Genomic DNA, 22886 nt, shown 5'->3' on the forward strand with positions numbered 1-22886 from the left:
TTGATTTTATCTATTTTTTATAACTTGAATTTATGACGTTTCATCATGCTTTTTCTTTTCATGATTGATGAGCCATTGTTTCAGATCAATGCCACCTGCATACCCCACTAGTTTTCCATTCGCCCCAATGACTCTGTGACAGGGAATCATAATGGCGATTGGATTGTTATGATTGGCCATCCCGACACTTCTTGATGCTTTTTCATTGCCAACGCGCTTTGCAATTTCTTTATAACTTACTGTTTGCCCATACTCAATAGTCTGGAGTGCATTCCACACGGATTGTTGATACGGTGTACCTTTGGGATTAAGTGGAACTGTAAATGTTTTCCGCTTTCCGTTAAAATACTGAATCAGCTGTTGCGCCGCTTCATCAGCAATTTGTTCCTCTACCGGGTCGCCTACATCATTTAAACACTTCTCATCCTCAAGCAACTTTGTAAACTCAACTTTTGTGACAAATCCACCTTCAACTATCACGAGGATATTTCCAATTAAGGATTTTACAATGCGAATTTCCATACTATTTACCTACGATATTCATTTCACTAAAAAGAACTTTTGGAGAATATCCCATGACATAGAATAAGCCTCTCATCGTCTCATATTCATTACCAATACCATCAATTTTGGTAAATAAATCATAGATGTTTCCAGCAATCATTGCGCCTTTCACTTTTCCAGTGAGTTGACCGTCTTCAATTAGAAAACCTGAAGAAATGTTCATAGAAAACTCACCTTGATTGATATTTCCAGTATGTGAACCCATAACGCCTGTAATATAAAGGCCACGCTTCACTTTTTTAAACAGAGCCTCATCAGGCATCATCTCACCTTCAATGATAAAATTCGTATCATTTACAGAAGGCGCATCTTCAATTTCATTTGAAAATAGCGTCTTTTTAATGGCATTACCAGTGGCTTTCATCCCTAGTTTTTTTGCTTGTTTCGCAGTCATTAAGTAGGACTTTAAAACACCATTTTCTATAAATACCGTATTTTGGCTAGGTGTCCCTTCATCATCAAATGCAACGGTATTCGCACCGTATGGCATTGTGCCATCATCGCGAATGGTCAACTTATCCGAAAACACTTTTTCACCGAGTTTACCACAAAGTGGTGAAATTTCTTTCACGACATTGCCACCATTGACACCCCCTAATACGCGAAGCATGAGAGATCCCATAACCTTTCCAGCAAAAATCACTGGCATTCTTTCAGTTCCAAGTTCAATCGGTTGAGCGTCGAGCTTGTGGAGGTGAATCTGTTGATCAATTTGTGCATCTGTAAACTCAGGCATTTTTGCAGAAGATATTTCATTACTTGTACAGTGAAAACCTTGTTTGTTTAAAGTAAATGTCCCTGCTGTTATATTTGTATAATCATAATGTCCATCAAAACCTTCTGTATTCATAAGGTGAACATGTTTAACGGTTTTGCTATAGTTGACGAGCATATCCAGGTCGGGTGCTTTTTCCAGATAACGACGGTAGAGCGACATCGCTGCTTCTACTAGATCTTCAGTAGAGAGCGCTTTTGTCTCGTCACAAGCGGATTGAACGGGATGATAGGATTCATTTAAAAACGGATCTGATTCCGATGCTTGATACTTTAGCGAGATAAGCGCACGTTCAACCAGAGTCTCATCTTCAAGTGATGTTGCAACAGCCATTCCAGCTTTTCCATCTTTTATTATTTTTAAAGAAATCTCTGTTTTCTTCTCTGATTCAATGGATTGAATCGAGCCAAGGACTAAATCTACAGAAGTGCTAAAAATATCTCTTTTATAAATTTCTGCACTATCAGCTACTTCTAGGGCTTTATTCAATATATTTTTCATCGTCTATTTTCCTCCAATGCCCATATTTTTGATTTTTATTGGTGCAGATCCCTTTCCAGACTTAATGAGAATTTGTCCACCTTTTCCGCAGCCACCTGCTTTTGAGAATCCAACTTCATTACCAATCATTTCAATATTTTTAAAGGTTGTAAATAAATGGCCCGTTAATGCTAAGTCTCGCACCATCGTCGTCAATTTCCCTTTTTCAATCTTATAGGCACCTTGTACGGCAAATGTGTAGGTATCGCCACTTGTTTGACCGCCTGCAGATCCAAATAAGTATAGTCCGTTGTCGATTGAAGCGATCATCTCATCAAGTGAATGACGATCTTTATCAATGTAGATGTTACCCATACGCACGATTGGAGTAAAGCCAAAGTTTTTTGCACGAGCATGTCCAGTTGGAACTTCATTCATAAAATGAGAGCTTTCAAGTGAATGCAATCTACCCGTCAATTTGCCATTTTGAATTAAGTGGGTTTTTTTCGCACGCGTTCCTTCGTGATCGTATACATAACTGCCCGGATATCCTGACAGCGTTGGATCATCAATTACATTAAACTCAGGAACCGCAAACTCCGCTCCTAATGTCATAGTTTTTGCCAAAGCGTCATTGCCAATCAAATTATCAGACTCACTTAAATGACCAAAAGCCTCGTGGATAAATAGGCCACTGACGTCACTATCAAGAATTACGTCATAATTTCCACCCACAACCGGTTCAGCATCTAATAAATCCACTGTTTGCTTTGCCTTCGCTAAGATTTCAGACTCTTTATTCATTAAATCCTCGAAACTCTCTTCTCCACCAAAAGATAATCGCGTTATTTGTGTCAAATCCCCTCTTTTAGAGGTGATTCTAAAATTCAACCCACAAATCAATTCCTCTTGTCTCACTTCTGTTCCCAGGTTGTTGAGGATGAGCGTATCTGTAAACTGTTCATAGTACTCAGTTTCAAGATTGACAATTTCAGGATAATCCATGAACAAATTCATATACGTCTGAATCATTTGCTTTTTTTCATCTATCGTCACATCTCTTGGATCGAGTTTTGGCGAAACTTTGACATGATCTTTATTTTTCTCTACATGTGTAAATTCTTTCTTCCCTGAAATCATATCACTTGCAAACTTAGCCTCTTTTAATGCAAATGATACATCCTCTGGATTTGTAAAGCAAAATGTTCCAAATGCACCGCCAGTTAAGACGCGAACATTTCCTCCGCTTTTTTTGATAACTGCGACGGTATCAATTTCTTTTTTTGTTCCTTTTATGGATGTCAGCGTAAAATCCTGATATCTCATATCACAAAAACCCTCAGTCAATAATTGTGACTTAAATTTTTGAATGTCCATAATGACCTCCTCATTGACTACTACATAATATTTCGTGCCCCTTAGTATTAGTCTACACCATTAAAATAAACGTCGCAACTATAAATCTTTAATTTAATCCAATTTTCTGAAAATGTGATGAATTATTCTTGATAAATAAGGGTAATTATTGTAAAAACATTGTTCATTGGAGGATCTATGAAAGAATATGAAATCATAATTGTGGATGACGAACCTCTTAATATTTCCATTCTAAGCAGAGTCTTATCATCGCATTATAAGGTGAGGGCTTGTAAATCAGGAAATGATTTGTTAAAACTTATTCATTCTACAACATTACCTGATCTTATATTATTAGACATCATGATGCCTGAACTTGATGGATATGAAGTTCTTGCTCAACTTAAAAAGAATGAACAGTTTGAGCATATTCCTGTGATATTTATTTCTGGGCTTGGTTCGAGCTACGATGAAGAAAAGGGACTTCATTTAGGCGCTGTCGATTATATTACGAAACCATTTAATCCAACGCTTGTATTAGAACGTGTAAAAACTCAGCTCGAACTCAAACATGCTCGGGATATTTTAAAAGACAAAAATGAATGGTTAGAAGCCGAAGTCAATAGAAGATTAAAAGAAAATCTACTCATACAAGATGCCACTCTTTTTGTTATTACTGAATTAACTGAAGCGAAAGATGTTGAAACATCCAAGCATATTTTGAGAACACGTTCATATGTTGAAGTTTTAGCTAATGAAATTAGTAAATTACCAAAATATAAAAAAATTCTCACAGAGGAAGTTATACGTCGTATCGTAAAAGCAACTCCTCTACACGATATCGGTAAAATAGGTGTTCCTGACGCAATTCTCAATAAACCAGGGATTTATACCCCTGAAGAATTTGAAATTATGAAAAATCACTGCATGATTGGTGGTAATGCCATAAAAACAGCAATGCAAAAGGCCTATATGACCAATAGAACTGGTAAAGATTCTCTATCAAAAGATGCCTTAGCTTTTTTGAAAGAAGCTGAGATTATCGCCACATTTCACCATGAAAAATGGGATGGCAGTGGTTATCCACTCGGTTTAAAGGGAGAGGCTATCCCGATTTCAGCTCGTTTAATGTCACTTGCAGATGTATTTGATGCCCTTACAAATACCCGTGTATATAAACGAGCATGGTCAACAGAAGAAACAAAAGAATACATTGTATCACAAAGTGGTATACAATTTGATCCGCAGATAGTTGATTGCTTTATTAAGAAATTTGATTTATTCGAAGAAATTCGAAACGATCTAAACCTGGAAAATGTTGTTGATAGTGAAAATGACTTCTGTGACTTGGAGGAACAACTATGAAAGACATGCAAAATAAATATGACTTAATGTCTCTTTATTTTCAGCATATACCGGACATGATCTTTAAAATTGATAAACACCTTGTCATTCAAGATTATCAAGCATCTGATATAACGTATGCCAGTTCTCCAAAAGAGAGATTTTTGTATCAGAAGTTGGATAATATTTTGCCGCACAACGTCGTCAAAATTTATCTAGAAACAGTCACTCGAACAACTGCACTTATGCGTCCAACGAGATTTGAATACGATATGATTTTGCCAGATGGCAATCATCATTACGAGTGTCAGCTCATGATCCTCAATGAAGATCAAGACGTCATGGTCATTTTACACGATATCACACAAAGGTTTTACATGTTACAAGAGTTAAAAGAAAGTGAAATTCGATTTAAAAATTTATTAGAAAACGCACCATTTCCAGTTGTTATTACGAGAATACGAGATGGCGTTTTTCTCTATGCGAATAAACGAGCAAAATCTCAACTGAACTTTAATGAGGATCGACTCTTTGGTCTATTATCAAAACAATATTATTGTATTCCCTCCGATCGCGACAAAATGCTTGGCATCTTGATGGATAAAGGCGAAATCTATGATTTTGAAGTGCGTTTATACGATTACAAGAAAACACCTTTTTGGGCATTGATTTCTGCATCTGTTGTAAACTACGAAAAAGAAACTTGCATATTAGCAGCGATCAATGATATTGATTCTCGTGTCAAAACCGAACAAAAACTCAGCAATCAATTCTTACGATTACAAAGTCACACAGAAATCATCCTGAAAATTTCCAGTATGGATTCTCGTATCAATGGTGATGTTATACAATGTGCTGATGATATCACAAAGCTTTTAGTGGATGCATTAAAATATCAAGAAGTTGCCGTTTGCCTATTTGAATCCAATCATACCGCTCTAAACTGTATCAGTTGTTATCAACATAAAAAACATACCCATCAAACTCACGTAGTAGATGATGAATCAAAGATCAATCAATACCACCAATCCCTTCTTCATAACAGATACAAAGATAACATGATTCAACTCAAATCACAAAATTCACGAAGTATCGCCTGTCGTATAAATAGTGATGACGGCATCATTGGTTTTTTACATATTTCGCATAAAAATGAACATTATACTTGGGAACCTGATGAGATTACCTTCTTATGTTCTGTTGCAGATCAGCTTGGAACCGCATTTATGAATCGCGATCTATTACAAGCACATCAAGCTCTAATAAAAAGTGAAGATTTACTTACGAAAGCTCAAGAAGTTTCAAAAACAGGACACTGGTCTATGGACATTCAAAATAAAAGACTTTCTTGGTCAAAAGAAATGTATCGTATATTTGAAATTGATTCTTCAATCCCTATTACTGTTGAATTATTTCAGTCAAAAATATTTCCAGAAGATCGTCCGATTGTTCTAAGCAAGTGGAAAGCTGCTTTAAAAGGAAAGCCTTATGTATTACAACATCGCATTCAAACGGATCAAGGAATAAAATGGATAGAAGTTAAAGCAAATTTTGATTTCGAAGACCAAACAGCGATAACAGCTATGGGGACTTCTCAAGATATCACTGAAAAAAAATCCATTTTACAAGAACTCGAGTCCTATCAAGTGCATCTTGAAGAAATGATTTCCATGCGAACGTCTGATTTAGAAGCTGCACTTCAATCAGCCGAATCCGCTAACCGCGCAAAAAGTGCATTTTTATCAAACATGAGTCATGAAATTCGTACACCACTTAATGCTGTTTTGGGATTTGCACATTTATTAAGACACGATCCATTAACGGCTAAACAAAACGATCAATTAACAAAACTCATCGACTCTGCGAACCATTTACTCCAAATCATCAATGATATACTGGACATCTCCAAAATAGAGGCAAATAAAATGAATCTTAGTATACATGAGTTTGAACCATCTCGCGTCATAGATCACATATGTGGCATTGTTTCAAATACCGTGGTTAAGAAAGACCTAAAACTGTATGTCGATCTAGATCACATCCCTTTAAGACTTCTCGGTGATGGCAATCGATTAAGTCAAATACTCCTTAACTTAGTCAATAATGCCGTTAAATTTACTGAAAAAGGTGAAATCAGCATCATTGCTAGAATTATCACAGCAACTCGAAATTCAGTGGTATTGTCATTTGAAATTGTCGATACTGGTATCGGTATGTCCCAAGATCAAATTGACCTTTTGTTCAATGATTTTATTCAAGCGGACGATTCTATCACTCGAAAATACGGCGGAACTGGATTAGGGCTTTCAATCAGCAAAAAACTTGTTGAACTAATGGGTGGCGACATCTTTGTTAGAAGCACGCTTGGAGAGGGCAGTTCATTTAAAATTACGCTCCCCTTTAATATTCCGGTTTCGTTTAGCGAAATATTAGATATGCCCATCATCTCAAATATCCGAATTCTCATTTTAGATCATGATGAACAAAATCATTTGCTCTATAAAAATATATTGTCCAACATCCACGTAGATTTTGATATTATCAAAACACCACTTATGGCTCTGGAAAAACTACGAAAACCTGATCCTGACAAACTACCTTATAATCTCATTTTTATTGACATCGATTCTGGTCTAAGAGAACTCCAATATTTAGCAAGTCACATAGACGAACTCAATATTCCAAAATTACCAAGAATTATTCTAGCAACATTAAACACAGAACTAAGAGTTAACGATATACAATTACCAAATAACGCGCTTAAAGAAATCAAAATTGACAAAATTATTTATAAACCATTAACTCCTTCAAGAGTACACGATGAAGTCATTGAACTGATTAATCGTGCTAGTGGTTATGAAGAACCTGTTCTGTTTTCAGACTATGAAACTGATTTGGCTCTACGGAAACATTCAAAGCTATTGCTTGTTGAAGATAGCAAAATTAACCAAGAAGTTGCCACTCAGCTACTAGAAGCTGTTGGTATGCATGTTACAGTGGCAGATAACGGTGATATTGCTGTACATGAAGTCGATCAACGAGACTATGACTTGATTCTCATGGATATTCATATGCCAGTAATGGATGGCTATCAAGCAACAGAACTTATCAGACAAAAAACTAAAAACCGACTCTTGCCTATCGTGGCCATGACAGCAGATGCATTTGAAGAGGATAGAATTCGGGCAATTCGCGCAGGTATGAACGATCATCTCTCAAAACCCGTTAAGCCTGATGCACTCTATAAATGCCTTGTTCGGTGGCTTAAGCCAACTTCAAACCGTGATGATGTTCGCGATATGGATGTGATCACGCCTCAGCCAGAATTAACCGAATTTAAACTTGAATTATTCGATCAACTCATTGGATTGGATTATGAAAAAGGGCTCAATACTTTACTGGGTGATAAAAATTTGTACCAAAAGTTAATCAAGCAATTTACTGAAGAAATTAGTCGAGATGCCATAAAAATAAATGAGTATATCAAGGAAAATGATTATGATAGTCTAAGAGATTTGGTACATACTCTAAAAGGAACATCTGGCAACTTGGGTGCTGTAAAAATACATCATTCTTCCTCGACGCTCTATGAACATCTTAGAAATCACGCGGATGATGTGACCATTAAATCTCGCTCTATTGAACTGGTTTCGGATATCTATAGCTTAAAAACCGAACTCTACCCACTCACTAAAAAAATAACCGCTGAGCAAGATCTTACTTTAAACAAAAAACAACTCTTGACCATTTTAAATGAACTTAAACAACTCATAATGGAGAGCAATACGCAAGCCAATATCTTATTCGATCAATATAAAGATGCGCTAAGAACAGCTTATGGAGAGGATGTATTTAAAATTGAAACTTATTTAAACGATTACACGTATGATCAAGCACTTGAAATCGTCCATCAACTCATCAAAAACTCATAAAAAAAGAAGCAACCTAATCGTTACTTCTTTTTTTTATGAGCATCATCGCGACGTCATCGGTGAAATCAGTATCTCTTGATTTGTGAATGACATGGAATGCATAAAATAACTCTTCTAAAAACTCATCTGGATTTTCTTCCATCTCAAACGTAAACCTTTTACTCAGCTTAAAGACATCTTCCCAACCTGTAAAATCTGAGTCACTGCCGGCACTAAACAATCCATCTGTATAAAGGAACAAAACATCTTCATCTGAAAAATCAGTAGACTCTGTCTCGTACGTCACAAAGTCTAGCATCCCTACGAGAAATCCATTTTGTCGAATTTCAGTAAAGGATTTCGTATTTGCCCGATAAAGCATCGGGTATGGATGCGCCGCGTTTGCATAATAGAGTTTATCATTATCGATCATTCCAACAAAAGCTGTAAAGACAAAATAATGATCTTTTCCAGCAAAATCAAAAGTTTTAAAAATCATGTCATTCATTTCTTTTAATACCTCATGTGGCATAATGCCATCATGTTCAATAATTCGACGGTACATGATTTTAACCATTGATGATGCCATTCCGGCTGCGATTCCATGTCCCGTAACATCCGCCATCATAAAGTAAATTTTATTGTCTTTTTCAACACAGTCGAAAAAATCTCCTCCAATTCCCAACGAAGGATGGTATTTAATAAATAATTCAATCGTGTTAAACTGTGTCGCCTTAGGAAGCATGATATTCGCAAATGCATTTGCATTCTTTAATTCCTGACTAATTTGATGATTCAATGCAATAATCGTCTTTTGTTGTTCATGAAGCAATAGTGCATTTTTTGCTTTCAAAGGAAGGATTATTTGCATATCATTTGGTGATAGAGGCTTTGTAAAATAATCAACCGCACCTTCTTCAAGTGTTCTTTCAATCGACTTAATCTCAGTAATAGAACTGTTTACAATAACTGGAATGTCGTGATATATAGGATGGGCTTTTAAAAGTTTCAGTGTTTCATATCCGTCCATTTTAGGCATAATCAAATCGAGAATAATCAAATCAATCGGTTCTTTTTCAACTATTTCAAGTACTTCTAGACCATTGATTGCCTCAGAAAACGTAATATTCTTTAAATTGCGCTCTAAAATATCTTTTACCAAGGTGCGATTCATCATTGCATCATCCGCGATTAATATGTGATAAGACATCATAGCCTCCACGTTTTCTCTTACTTATTTTCTCATATCAAAAAATTGATCTAATTTCATCAGTTTAAATAAATTCATAATATCATCACTTGCACCTGAAACACTAAAGTTAATCCCTATTGATTCAAATCTTTTATAAAGACTGATAACAAATGTAACGCCCACTGAATCAATATTTCGAATATTGGATAGGTCAAGTATCACTTCTGAATATTCAGGTTGAGTCTTAAGGAGTTCATCGACTTTCTGATTATATTTTGATACATTATTTGCAGTAAGCCCTTCTACTAATATCAATCTCATGCAATCCCCTAACAATTGTGCTTCCATAACTTGACCTCCTGATTTAAATTAAGTAAAACCGTTACTTCATTCCCTTTAACTTTTATATCAAAATCCATTTCGCGTATCGTTTGATAGCCTCTTTGACGTTCTCTTAACAAGAAATCAGCATCTAGTTTATCTGGGTCAATATCACTTTTATTGACACCTTCGCCTTCATCTCTAATTAAAAAAGCTAAGATTGGCTCTTCATATACTACTTCTAGAAAAACATCTTTGTCAAGTTGAAAATGGTTTCCATGTTCAACAGCATTATTCAATATTTCCCTTAACATAAAATTAATTTTGAACAGTTGATGAGCGTCAATCATCGTAAATTCATTTTCTATTTGTTCCATGACGAGGTTAACAAGTTCGTCTACTGCCTCAAATGATGACTCAATGGTTTTTTCAAATACAATCATAATGAGCTCCTTATAGAACGTAAAAAATCACCATTGCAATAATCGTCGGTATTAAAGCGTATTTCAATAAACTTCCCGCTTCAATTCCCTCTGGAAAATATGGTTTTAAAATTGATTGTCCGATTGGGTTGGGTGAGTTTGCGATAATTGTTAAACCACCACCTGTAATCGCACCACTGACAACGGCATATTTTAACACGTCCGGAAAATTTGGTACTAAAGTACTTAGATAAGTGATTGCAGCATTATCATTAAATGAAGTCAATATAATCGAAGCCAAGTTAAGTCCAAGTGCCGGTAAATTACCAAGTATAGGCGCAATCCACCACGACTGCAGCGTTCCATGTACCACTAATCCTGCCAAGAAGAAACCAACCATCAAAGCCGGTCTAAATTCAATTCTATTTTGATAAAATGAGGTTATTTGATAAAAACCGAGATAAAATAGAAAACCTGTAATAAAAAAGATGGTTTCATGTGCATTCATAATCGTCCAAAGCATAAACAAAACATGGACGATCATAATCCAAAATGGTACGTGATCTTCTCTTTGATCCCAATCGGGGTCTTCATAATGATCCCTTTCCTCTACAGGCAATAGTCCTGGAATAGTTCTTCTAAATTGCTTATTGACGATACTTTCAAATTTTTCTTCTATTGCATTGTTCACATCATATTCTTCAATTTCGGTCTTTGTCAACTTTCTTTTTGCAATTTCTTTTAAACTGTCTTTTAGGATGCCAGAAAATGCTCGAAGTTCAGTTGAATATCCCATTCTTTTATCCACATTTTGTTCTAAATCTTCAAATAGAATTTCAAGTTCTTTTTGACTGATAAAACGCTTTTGAATGTATTTTTTGTACTGTAAGTCTTGATGTGGTTTTTCTAAAATTGCAAATTCTTTTCTAAATAAAATATAGTAAGAAATGGTGCTAATCACGATTGCTATGATGGACTTCCATCCAAATGTCATCATCATAAAACCCATGTCCCAATCCCAAACATCGACCACCATCAAAACTGGTGGTGAAGCGAAGTTCGTCATCGCACCCCCAACAGAAATATTCACAAATAAGAGCGCAAGCGTCGCATATTTAAATCCCTTTGAAGGTTTAAGTACATAGAATTTATCCAGCAGCAATAACGCGCAAATGGTCATTGCAGCAGGTCCCGTAATAAACGAACTTAAAAATGCAGATAGAATTAATATCGAAATCCACCAAGACTGCAACGTTCCTTTAAATATTTTCACAATACGCCACAAGATGATTTCAAACAATTTAAGAATTGGACGACTAGAGGCAATGATCATGATGATAATAATAAAAATAGGCTCACGATAAGAAAGTGAATTTACATATTCAACAAATGTATGCCAATCGTAGTAAATAGAACACAATACCCCTAAAAGAACCGACCACAATCCGAATACGACCTCCACTTCACCTAAAAAGTGAAAAATGGTCGAAATCATCGGTTTCGAATTTTTATCAACTTTTCCTTCTGCTTTTAAATGCTCAAATCGTTCTTCAAACTCATGCGCCTTTTTATTGAAAAAATTGACGGATAACGAGTGAAAGATCGCCATAAAGAAAATCAATGTCACCACTATGTTAAAAGGCTCTTGTGCGAGTCTTGATTTCAGTATATCAAGTAACCCATCATTTTCATCCGTTGAATAGGATGCCTCAGATATAGGGAATTCCTTATTATCAATATGATGCGTCTCTTTATACTCTAATAAATAATAAAAAAATCCAATAAATAGTAACACGATTAATACGAAAATTCCAATTTTAATTGTTTTTTTCATATCCTGCCTCCAACATAAGAATTTTTATAAATATACCCTTTTTTTAACATCTTTTACGCTATTTATTAATGTTTTTTTAATTTTTTTCAATTATAATTAACCTGTCACTTAATTGTTGATATGACATTATATCCATTTAAGTACAAAATCAAATTTATAATGAGGTGTCATAATGAAAAAAGGTTTAGTCGTATTATTAGTAATTGGATTAGTTGTCGCGTTATTATTTGGAACCGTTATATCCAAATACAACAAACTCGTCACATTGAATGAAGAAGTAAAAAGCGCAGAAAGTCAAATAGATAACCAACTTCAAAGAAGAAATGACTTGATTCCAAACCTTGTTGAAACTGTAAAAGCATATGCTGCACATGAAGAAGAAATTTTCACTGGCATTGCGGAAGCACGTTCAGCAATGATGGGTGCATCAAACATGACGGATAAAGCAGAGGCTGATGCAGCGTTAAATAGTGCATTGGGAAGATTACTCGCAATATCTGAAAATTATCCAGACTTAAAGGCAAATGAAAATTTTATCCAATTATCGGATGAATTAGCAGGCACAGAAAACAGAATTTCTGTTGCGAGAATGGAATACAACGAAACTGCAAAAAGCTATAATAAAGTCGCTAAATCATTCCCAATGTTTATCTTTGCAAAAATGCTAGGTTTTGAAGATGCGAAATATTTTGAAGCTACTGAAGGTTCTGAACAAGTACCAACTGTCGATTTTGGTAACTAACAACGAATAAAAAATAGGAGTGATCCCATTGAATAAGCGAATAATTCCTCTCGTTCTACTGATTTTTATCACTGTAATGGGTGGTTGCATCACATTTGGCGAAAGTATCCCCGATCCAACAAAAAATTTCTATGTTAACGATTTTGCAGATGTTTTATCTGACGAGACGGAAAACACCATTGTTCAAACTGCTGCTCCTTTAGCTGAACAAACAGGGGCACAGATCGTCGTTGTAACAGTAGATTCACTGGATGGGTTAGACATTGAAACATATGCCTATAAACTATTTAAGCAATGGGGAATTGGCGATAGCAAAAAAAATAACGGCGTCCTATTACTTGTTTCTATGGACGACCGTGAAAGCAGAATTGAAGTGGGTTATGGACTTGAAGGTATCCTGAATGATTCTAAGACAGGACGTATCCAAGACAATTACCTCATCGGCAATTTCAAAGAGAAAAAATATGATGAAGGTATACTAGGTACCTACTTAAAAATCGCCGAAGAAGTATATGCGGAATACCAAATAGACGCTGACGACTTGAAAAGTTCAAATGACTATTACGTAGAAACATCAACTTCTGCTGATGAAGACTCAGAACTCACCATTGGCAAAGTATTGATAGGAATTATCATATTTATTGTCATTCTACTAGATTTAATTCTCAATCGTGGACGACTCACAAGATTTATCATCTATACCGCTGCAAGAAGTGGACGCGGTGGTAAAGGTGGCGGATTTGGTGGCTTCAGTGGTGGCGGCGGCAGCAGTGGCGGCGGCGGAAGTTCTAGATCTTGGTAAGTAAGCATGAATCAAACAAAAACCGATAGAGTAATGGATTCAATATCCATCGACTCTATCGGTTTTTTTGTTATTTACTAAAATAATACTGTCCGTCTTTTACATCTAGATGAATCACATCTCCATCTCCAAAAGTTCCAGCAATAATAGCGCGTGCTAAACGAGTTTCGACAGTTGTTTGAATGAAGCGTTTTACTGGTCTTGCGCCGAAAACTGGCGAATAGCTATCATTAGCCAGTTGTTTTTTCGCTTCTGAGGAAATGATTAAGACCATATTTTTATCATCCAATCGCTTTTGAACAGATTGAATAGTCAAGTCCACGATTCCCTCAATTGCTTCCAATGTCAGTGGTGTAAACAAAACAACTTCATCTAAGCGATTTAGAAATTCTGGTTTAAAGGATCGGTGCATCAACTCCATGACTTCATCACGAATAGACTCAGGAATCTGCGGTGCATTTGCATCTTCATGTCCATATTCGTTTTGACTCATATTTCCGTTTTGACTCATATTTTCGCTTTGACTCATATAATCTAGCAAAATGGAACTTCCAATATTAGAAGTCATAATAATCACGGTATTCTTAAAGTCTACCACTCTTCCCTGGCCATCTGTTAATCGACCATCATCCAGAAGCTGCAGCAGAACATTAAATACTTCAGGATGTGCTTTTTCAATTTCATCAAATAAAATGACACTGTATGGTTTTCTTCTCACGGCTTCAGTTAATTGCCCACCTTGTTCATATCCAACATATCCTGGAGGCGCTCCAATGAGACGCGATACAGAAAATTTTTCCATATACTCACTCATATCAATTCGTATCAAATTATTTTCGTCATCAAAGAGAGCCTCAGCAAGAGTTTTAGCTAACTCAGTTTTACCAACACCTGTCGGTCCTAAGAATACAAATGAACCAATCGGTTTACTTGGATCTTTTAGTCCTGAACGGGCGCGAATTACAGCATCACTAACATACTGAACCGCTTCATTTTGACCAATCACACGTTGATGAAGTATATTTTCTAAGTTTAATAGCTTCTCTCTCTCCGCTTCAATTAATTTTTGAACTGGAATTCCCGTCCATTTTGAAACGATTTCTGAGATTTCGTCTTCTGTCACTTCTTCTTTTAGTAAAGACTGATTATTTTTATCATTTTCATGTTCTTTTTGTATGGACTCAAGTTCGTTTGTCAGTCTAACTAAATCACCATATTTGAGTTGTGCAAGCGTTTCTAAATCATACTGTCTTTCTGCTTCATCAATTTTGTATTTCACTGCTTCAATTTCTTTTTTGACGTGTTTCTCTCGGTCTATTGACGCCTTTTCAACTTCCCATCTCGCTTTTAACGCATGTAGAGATTCTTTTAGCTCAGTGATCTCTAGCTCTAAATTCTCCAACCTTTGAATCGAGTGTTTATCTGTCTCCTTGCTCATCGCTTGCTTTTCTATTTCTTTTTGCATGATTTTTCGATTGAGTTGATCGAGTTCTTGCGGCATAGAATCAATTTCAGTTCTCAGCATAGAAAGCGCTTCATCCATTAAATCTATGGCTTTATCTGGTAAAAAGCGATCCAAAATATATCGCTCTGATAATTGAGCCGCAGCAATAATCGCTGAATCCGTAATTCGAACGCCATGATGAATTTCAAATCTTTCCTTTAGGCCTCTTAAAATGGCTATTGTATCTTCAATGCTCGGTTCTCCCACCAAAATAGGTTGAAAACGTCTTTCAAGTGCAGCATCCTTCTCAATATATTTACGGTACTCATCTATTGTCGTCGCACCAATCAGTCTTAATTCACCTCTTGCAAGCATCGGTTTTAATAAATTGCCTGCGTCCATTGCACCTTCTGTTTTCCCAGCACCAACAATATTGTGTAGTTCGTCGATGAATAAGATAATCTTTCCATCTGATTGACTCACTTCATCTAAAACTGACTTCAGTCGCTCTTCAAATTCACCTCTAAACTTCGCACCCGCTATTAAAGCCCCCATATCCAGTGCATAGATGGTCTTATCTTTTAATCCTTCTGGGACATCTCCAGCTAAAATTCGTTGCGCAAGACCTTCAATGACTGCTGTTTTGCCGACGCCTGGGTCTCCAATAAGAACCGGATTATTTTTTGTTCTTCGCGATAAAATCCTAATCGCACGGCGAATCTCTTCGTCCCTTCCAATAACTGGATCAAGTTTTCCTTTTTTAGCCATTTCAACTAGATCGCGACCATATTTTTCGAGTACTTGATAGGCGTCTTCTGGATTTTGCGACGTGACACGTTTGTTTTCCCTAATTTTTGCAAGTCCTTGTAAAAACAACTGACGGTCTATTTTATAATGATTTAATATTTGTTTTTCATCGCCACTGACATTATTTATAAGTGCCAAATAGAGATGTTCAACACTCATAAAGTCGTCATTCAATTTTTTAGCTTCATCTTCAGCATCAATCAGAACTTTATTTAATCGCCGAGATGCAAAAACCTCATTTTGATCTGAATACACTCTTGACATTTTTTCGATGATGTTCAATACATCTTGTCGATACGACTTGATGTCAATGCCATTTCCTTGTAAAACATTTGAGATTAAACCATTTTCATCTTCTAACAATCCATAGTGTAAATGAATGATATCTATTTGTGAATGATTGTACTTGATCGCCATTTTTTGTGCTGTTTCAATACTTTCAATCGTTTTTTTTGTCATTTTATCCGCATTCATAGTCTCACTCCTTATCTATCTAGTTTCGTTCAATTCCACAAATTAGCACTCGGCAAGCGAGAGTGCTAATTCTTAGCTTCATTATAGTTTTCTGCATTTTTAATGTCAATCAAAACACATATTATTTACAATCAATTTACACATTTATCAAGAGTCATATTCAAATGATCTTAGATTCTACTTGAGCGCACCTACTCAGCATGTTTTTAATTAAAGCCGCCCTGTTTGGGTAAGTATGTAAAGACATAAAACTGAAAAGAGGTAGCCTATGATTTATATGATAACGGGTGGCTATAATGCCGGTAAAACACGAAGACTCACTTCTATTTGTTGTGAAAAGAAAAAGATTGCAAATCGCATCGGTGGCTTTATTAGTGAAAAAATCATGATGAATGAAGTTGCCATAGGATATGCCCTCCGTAACATCACAAACAATCGACGCATTTTGTTAGCTTGTGATGCAAGTCATATGTCTGAAATCATGCATTTAAAAAATAATCAGGATATTCTTGAGCCTGTTATTTCACGCGAGCAATTAATTGGTCAATTTTCAGATGAAATAGATCGAGGATTGGAAGTCCATTTTAATGAATACTACCTTCACGATCGATTTATTTTTTGTAAAGATGCCTTTAATTATGCCAATACACTCATCTCTAATCTATCATTATCAAATGAAATAGACGAAATTTTTATCGATGAAGTTGGAAAAATTGAACTGTTGGGAGATGGATATTTTATAGGTTTAATCTCAGCTGTAAGGAGTCAAAAAACGGTTTATCTGTGTGTCCACGATTCCTACGTGAAAGATGTGATTGATCTCATCGAAAGTATTCATCATACATTTGGTTATTCAATTTAGTCACATTCATTCTGTTCAATTATATTCACTTATTATTTTCAGTCATTTTTTTCAGTTATTTTTTTCATCAAATTTAATTCAAATTAGCTCTTCCATGAAAATAAAAATATCCCCCTATCACGTCAGATAAGGGGATATTTTTTTGACAGGGTTTGAATCAAACCTAAGCGAAATTGTGGGGAGATCACTTAGCTTTTTGATCAAAGTTTTCTATATAAAGGGCTTTGATCTCTTCCATGAGTGGGTATCTAGGATTAGCACCTGTGCACTGGTCGTCAAATGCTTCCATTGACATTTTTTCTAAACTTTCAAAGAATTTGGTATCATTTACGCCACATTCTTTAATACTTAATGGTAACTCAATTTTAACTTTCAATGCATGGATTGCGTTAATGAGATTTTCGACTTTTTCATCGTCAGTTTGACCACCTAAGCCAAGATAATCTGAGATTGTTGCATATCGCCATTTTGCATTTGGATATTTATATTGAGGGAATGCCGCTTGTTTTCTAGGATTATCCACCGCATTGTATCGAATAACGGATTCGATGAGAAGACCATTGGCAACTCCATGTGGAATATGATGTGTCGCGCCGAGTTTGTGCGCCATAGAGTGACATACCCCTAAGAATGCATTTGCAAATGCCATGCCTGCCATAGTGGATGCATGTGCCATTTTTTCTCTTGCTTTAATATTCTCTGCGCCTTCATGATATGCAATTGGGAGATATTTAAATATTAATCGAATGGCTTCAAGTGCCATACCATTTGTAAATTCAGATGCAAGTACTGAAACATAAGCCTCAATTGCATGTGTTAAAGCATCTATTCCTGAAGCTGCAGTAAGTGATTTTGGCATGGACATCATAAGTTCAGCATCCACTATTGCCATATCTGGAGTGAGTGCATAATCTGCAAGTGGATATTTTTGACCCGTTTTTTCATCGGTTATTACTGCAAAAGGCGTTACTTCAGAGCCTGTACCTGCTGAAGTTGGTACAGATACCATAATCGCTTTATTTCGTAAAGTTGGGAATGGATACACTCTTTTTCGAATATCCATAAATCGCATCGCTAAATCTTCAAAACGCACTTCAGGGTGTTCGTAAAGAACCCACATAATTTTCGCCGCATCCATAGGAGAACCACCACCTAATGCCAAAATAGTATCGGGTTCAAACTGTTGCATCTCTTGTGCACCTTTATACGCAGTTGCTAATGTTGGATCCGGTTCGACATCGAAGAAAACTTTATAATCAATTCCTAATAAATCCAATTGACTCGTAACATGTCCAACAAATCCTAATTTATATAGCATGTGATCTGTCACTATGAAGACGCGTTTTTTACCCATTGTTTTTAACTCTGGAAGTGCAACTCCCAGTGAGCCATATTTAAAATAAATCTTTTCAGGCACTCTAAACCAAAGCATATTCTCTCTCCTCTCAGCAACGTTCTTAATATTCAGAAGATGTTTCACTCCAACGTTTTCAGAGATTGAGTTTCCTCCCCATGAGCCACAACCAAGCGTTAATGAAGGCGCTAGTTTAAAATTATAGATATCCCCAATCGCACCTTGAGAAGATGGCATATTGATAATGGTTCTACCCGTTTTCATCATTTGACCAAATTGTTGAATGCGATCTTGATTTTTAACTTGATCTGTATAAAGCACGGAAGTATGTCCAAATCCACCCAATTTAACAAGCGCATCTGCTTTTTGAAGCGCTTCCTCAAAGTTTTTTGCGCTGTACATGGCTAAAATTGGTGACAGTTTTTCATGAGCAAACGCTTCTGATATTTCAAGTGAATTCACTTCACCTATCAGCACTTTAGTTGCTTCCGGAACTTGAACTCCAGCCATATTTGCAATCGTCTGCGCAGATTGTCCGACGATTTTCGCATTTAATTTTCCGTCAATTAATATCACCTTACGAAGTTTATCCGCTTCCGATTTTGAAAGTACGTATCCACCGCGCTTAATAAATTCTTGTTTAACTTCTTTGTAAATGGATTCCACTACTATCACCGATTGCTCTGACGCGCAGATCACACCATTATCAAAACTCTTTGACAATAAGATGGAATTCACCGCCATCTTGATATGTGCCGTTTCATCAATAATTGCTGGTGTATTTCCTGCACCTACACCAATGGCAGGTTTTCCTGATGAGTACGCCGCTTTAACCATTCCTGGACCACCAGTTGCTAAGATCAAATCCGACTCTGCCATTACGAGTTGAGATAACTCAACTGAAGGTTCATCTATCCAACTGATAATATCACTTGGTGCACCTGCTTTTACAGCTGCATCGAGAATTAATTTTGCGGTATAAACGGTTGATTTTTTCGCTCTTGGATGTGGCGATAAAATAATTCCATTTCTCGTTTTTAATGCTAATAAGATCTTGAATATAGCGGTAGAAGTTGGATTCGTCGTTGGAATAACGGCTGAAATGACGCCAATTGGCTCTGCAATTTTACAAAGGCCAAACGCAGCATCTTCTTCAATCACACCACATGTTTTTTCATCTTTATATTTGTTGTAAATATATTCAGAAGCAAAATGATTCTTAATCACTTTATCTTCAACAATTCCCATGCCAGTTTCTTCATGTGCCATCTTTGCAAGAGTAATCCTAGAATTGTTCGCAGCAATTGCCGCTTGTCTAAAAATTTCATCTACTTGTACTTGTGTAAATGTCGCATATTTTTGCTGTGCTTTTTTAGTTAATTCAATTTGTGATTTTAATGATTGTTGATCGTTTACCATAAATAGCCTCCATGTTGTATCATTTTTTGAAGTTGGCCACCTCTTATGTTGTTAATAATATCACAATGTAATTGTACAAACAACCCTTTTCATTACAATTGATTAATAATTAAACGACATACATATCATGCAAATATTTCAAACATGTAATACTTAGCTCGTTAACGTGGGATAAATTGAGTTCCATCTCTAGAATGCTTTCAACCCATTTCATTTGTGTAATATAATTATCAAAAACGATATAATTCGACTGTTTTTATGATTTAAATTTACCCGATTATCTTGTTATTTAATTAACATTCAAATTCGCACATTTCCTATTAACGATACATCGATTGAACCGTTGATAAATTGATTGGTTGATAAATTGATTGGTTGATGAATTGATTGGTTGATCAATTGGTTGGTTGATCAATTGGTTGATTGACTCACTCATTCAATAAAAAAGCATGTCACTCTTATCAAGTGGCATGCTTTCGTATTACCATTTATTTTTTACTTTTTCTGCGAAACCTAAAAAATCATTCAGGTGCACTTTCGTACCATCATCTAAAATCGCAGTTCCTGTGAAATAGCCAAATACTTGATGCTGATCGCTCGAGATAATCTTAAGTGATGTGAAGGATTTTCTATCAAGAATGGGGTTAAAAACCGCTTCAAATCTGCCATCACTTGATGTAAATCGCCATGTTTTCATGTAATCTTCAGTACCATCATCTTTATTGGGAATCTCAAAAGTGACATGCTCCAGTTTATGAGCTTTTCCATCATAAAAAAGCATATTTTCTGTAGCATTTTCAGTATTTCCAAATCCATATCCCAAATTGAATCCAAATGAGTGTCCGTCAATTGAGCCTGTAGCAGCACTCCAATACCACGTATTCTCATATGTCCAAACGCCACGTCCCCAATCCAGAATAGCATGTGTTGTATCCGAATCAAATTTCATTTCATTTCCCTTATAGATGACGACGCCTTGTGCTTTCATACCGACAATTTTCTGGTTATAATAAAAAGCTTTTTCATCTTCTGAAAATGGCGTTGCAATGACCATAGAGTCTTCAGGTTCATTACTCAGAAGGACATCCACAATGAGCGGTTGATCCGCTTCAAAATCTTTCAAGTTTAAAAATAATCGACGTCCATTTTCTTCATGGTAAAAGTTGATTTCAATTTTGTTATTTTGAAAATGCAAATCACCTTCTTGTGAAGAAGATGGAAATTTCATTTTGCCTAAAGTCAAAAGCTTCATAGGACTCACAGTGGTCTCTCTTTGATTTTCAAAATCAAGTACAGTTGCACTCAAAAGCCCCAAATATGAATTATCAGCCATGGTTAAGGCAATGCCAAATGATTGATTATAAAACAAGTAATAATCCCACTCTTTAATTCTAAATTTACTCGCTTTTATCTCTTTGCGATCATAGTTTTTTACAAGTTGTGTCGAATATCCTGCTTCTGATAATACGCCTTCAGCTGTCAATAAATTTCCAGGTGATAATACATTTTGTTTCATCTCTTTACTCCCTGATCATATCATAAATATTTCTAAAGTCGCCATGGCTAAATATTTTAGGAACTGGATAAAGCGGATTACTTTCATGATAGGCATTTTCAATCATTTGATTTAAGTCGGCCTCTTCAATGAAATCAAATTTTCTCGGAATTTCCATTTGCTCATTCATTTTTTTAATGCTTTCAATCAAAGCTTTTGCTTTTTCTTCCATACTTTGATTTGCATGACATACACCTGCAATTTCAGCAAGTTCTGCCATTTGTGGATAAATGGTATCCCCATAATACTCAAGCACATATGGCAAGATAACAGCATTTGCAAGACCATGTGGCGTGTTATAATACCCACTGAGCGTATGTGCAACTGCATGTACATTGCCTACATAAGCCCTTGTAAAGGCTACACCCGCACAATATGATGCCCTTAACATTTTTTCTCTTGCAACATAATCTTGTCCATTGATATATGCCACTGGTAAATATTGAAAAATAAGCTTCACAGCTTCTTTACTCATTTCACGCGTTTTCTCTGTATTGCTTCTTCCAATATAAGCTTCAATTGCATGTGTCAAAGCATCCATGCCGGTCGTAGCCGTTATGGACTTGGGCAAGCTAAGCGTCAATATCGGATCTAGGACTGCACATTTAGGTATTAACACTGGATCGTTAATCGCATACTTCTCATGTGTCTTTGGATTGGAAATAACTGCAGCTAAAGTCGCTTCAGAACCCGTACCAGCCGTCGTAGGCACTGCACACAGAAAAGGGGTTTTTTTTCGAATCTTAAGAACGCCTTTCATGTCTTCAATGCTTTTATTCGGTCTTGCAATCCTAGCCGCAACGCCCTTTGCACAATCAATGATTGAACCACCACCGATTGCGATGATCCCTTGACACTGCTGTTCTAAGTAGATATGAGTTGCGTCGTCCACATTTTTAATTGTCGGATTTGGAACAGCATCTGCATAGACAAAACTTTGAATATCTTTTTTGCCCAATTGGTCCATGAGTTCATTTACTACGCCATTTTCAACAAATGTTTTTGAAGCTAAAATCAAGACTCTATGAATGTCTTCATTTTTAATGATCTCTGGTACCTTAAATAAACTATTGGGACCTTCTATAAGAGCGGGTTCTCTCCATGGCAATAGTCCAGATGTAAGCTTAAATAATCTCTGATAGGTTCTACAATAAAATGTATTCATCTACATTCCCCCTTATAATTGCGTCTTAGATAATCAAAAGGAGACTTATGGCCATGATCATCA

General features: G+C 36.0%; 16 protein-coding genes. 5 read left to right on the forward strand and 11 right to left on the reverse strand.

Features of this window, described 5'->3' with window-relative positions:
* Positions 1-30 precede the first annotated feature (30 nt).
* The 3 genes from ACZ41W_RS04080 to ACZ41W_RS04090 are packed head-to-tail and all read right to left on the reverse strand — an operon-like array spanning position 31 to position 3196.
* Positions 31-522 carry a methylated-DNA--[protein]-cysteine S-methyltransferase gene (locus ACZ41W_RS04080; protein ID WP_464313610.1) on the reverse strand — a complete coding sequence of 164 codons (492 nt, stop codon included), beginning with the start codon at positions 520-522 and terminating at the stop codon, positions 31-33.
* Between the two features lies 1 nt (position 523).
* Positions 524-1840: a TldD/PmbA family protein gene (locus ACZ41W_RS04085; RefSeq protein WP_464313611.1), complete on the reverse strand. Its 1317-nt coding sequence runs from the start codon at positions 1838-1840 to the stop codon at positions 524-526.
* 3 nt (positions 1841-1843) lie between these two features.
* Positions 1844-3196, reverse strand: coding sequence for a TldD/PmbA family protein (locus tag ACZ41W_RS04090; protein WP_464313612.1), 1353 nt, complete (start codon positions 3194-3196; stop codon positions 1844-1846).
* A gap of 177 nt (positions 3197-3373) precedes the next feature.
* Here ACZ41W_RS04090 and ACZ41W_RS04095 point away from each other — a divergent pair, with 177 nt between their 5' ends.
* Positions 3374-4540: a response regulator gene (locus ACZ41W_RS04095; protein ID WP_464313613.1), complete on the forward strand. Its 1167-nt coding sequence runs from the start codon at positions 3374-3376 to the stop codon at positions 4538-4540.
* On the forward strand, positions 4537-8451 hold the full coding sequence (locus tag ACZ41W_RS04100) for a response regulator (RefSeq protein WP_464313614.1): 3915 nt from the start codon (positions 4537-4539) through the stop codon (positions 8449-8451). The genes ACZ41W_RS04095 and ACZ41W_RS04100 overlap by 4 nt, the downstream gene beginning before the upstream one ends.
* Positions 8452-8464: 13 nt before the next feature.
* Here ACZ41W_RS04100 and ACZ41W_RS04105 read toward each other — a convergent pair whose 3' ends face one another.
* Genes ACZ41W_RS04105 through ACZ41W_RS04120 form a run of 4 tightly spaced genes read right to left on the reverse strand, consistent with a single transcriptional unit; the run spans position 8465 to position 12199 of the window.
* The gene (locus tag ACZ41W_RS04105; protein WP_464313615.1) at positions 8465-9640 is read right to left on the reverse strand and encodes a PP2C family protein-serine/threonine phosphatase; all 1176 of its coding nucleotides are present in this window, start codon (positions 9638-9640) and stop codon (positions 8465-8467) included.
* 24 nt (positions 9641-9664) lie between these two features.
* Complete coding sequence (locus ACZ41W_RS04110; RefSeq protein WP_464313616.1) at positions 9665-9970, reverse strand: STAS domain-containing protein; 306 nt, start codon at positions 9968-9970, stop codon at positions 9665-9667.
* The gene (locus ACZ41W_RS04115; RefSeq protein WP_464313617.1) at positions 9952-10386 is read right to left on the reverse strand and encodes an ATP-binding protein; all 435 of its coding nucleotides are present in this window, start codon (positions 10384-10386) and stop codon (positions 9952-9954) included. Before ACZ41W_RS04115 ends, ACZ41W_RS04110 begins: the two co-directional genes overlap by 19 nt.
* 10 nt (positions 10387-10396) lie before the next feature.
* Positions 10397-12199, reverse strand: coding sequence for an SLC13 family permease (locus ACZ41W_RS04120; RefSeq protein ID WP_464313618.1), 1803 nt, complete (start codon positions 12197-12199; stop codon positions 10397-10399).
* 172 nt (positions 12200-12371) lie between these two features.
* On the opposite strand from ACZ41W_RS04120, the gene ACZ41W_RS04125 reads away from it, so the two are divergent.
* Both ACZ41W_RS04125 and ACZ41W_RS04130 read left to right on the forward strand, forming a co-directional pair.
* Positions 12372-12941 (forward strand): LemA family protein, encoded by a 570-nt coding sequence (locus tag ACZ41W_RS04125; protein ID WP_464313619.1) that lies wholly within the window; start codon positions 12372-12374, stop codon positions 12939-12941.
* A 28-nt stretch (positions 12942-12969) separates the two neighbouring features.
* Positions 12970-13743 carry a TPM domain-containing protein gene (locus tag ACZ41W_RS04130; RefSeq protein WP_464313620.1) on the forward strand — a complete coding sequence of 258 codons (774 nt, stop codon included), beginning with the start codon at positions 12970-12972 and terminating at the stop codon, positions 13741-13743.
* Between the two features lie 70 nt (positions 13744-13813).
* Here the strand turns inward: ACZ41W_RS04130 and clpB are convergent, their stop codons facing one another.
* Positions 13814-16468, reverse strand: a complete 2655-nt coding sequence (clpB, locus tag ACZ41W_RS04135; RefSeq protein ID WP_464313621.1) for an ATP-dependent chaperone ClpB — start codon at positions 16466-16468, stop codon at positions 13814-13816.
* 268 nt (positions 16469-16736) lie between these two features.
* Here clpB and ACZ41W_RS04140 point away from each other — a divergent pair, with 268 nt between their 5' ends.
* Positions 16737-17330: a hypothetical protein gene (locus ACZ41W_RS04140; RefSeq protein WP_464313622.1), complete on the forward strand. Its 594-nt coding sequence runs from the start codon at positions 16737-16739 to the stop codon at positions 17328-17330.
* Positions 17331-17514: 184 nt separating this feature from the next.
* On the opposite strand, the gene adhE is transcribed toward ACZ41W_RS04140, so the two are convergent.
* From adhE to ACZ41W_RS04155, 3 genes are all read right to left on the reverse strand, one after another.
* A complete protein-coding gene (adhE, locus tag ACZ41W_RS04145) occupies positions 17515-20103 on the reverse strand; it encodes a bifunctional acetaldehyde-CoA/alcohol dehydrogenase (protein ID WP_464313623.1) in 2589 nt (862 codons plus the stop codon).
* Between the two features lie 481 nt (positions 20104-20584).
* Positions 20585-21619, reverse strand: coding sequence for a DUF2804 domain-containing protein (locus ACZ41W_RS04150; RefSeq protein ID WP_464313624.1), 1035 nt, complete (start codon positions 21617-21619; stop codon positions 20585-20587).
* A 4-nt stretch (positions 21620-21623) separates the two neighbouring features.
* A complete protein-coding gene (locus tag ACZ41W_RS04155) occupies positions 21624-22823 on the reverse strand; it encodes an iron-containing alcohol dehydrogenase (RefSeq protein ID WP_464313625.1) in 1200 nt (399 codons plus the stop codon).
* Positions 22824-22886 lie beyond the last annotated feature (63 nt).

The sequence above is a fragment of the Fusibacter fontis genome, assembly GCF_055378735.1.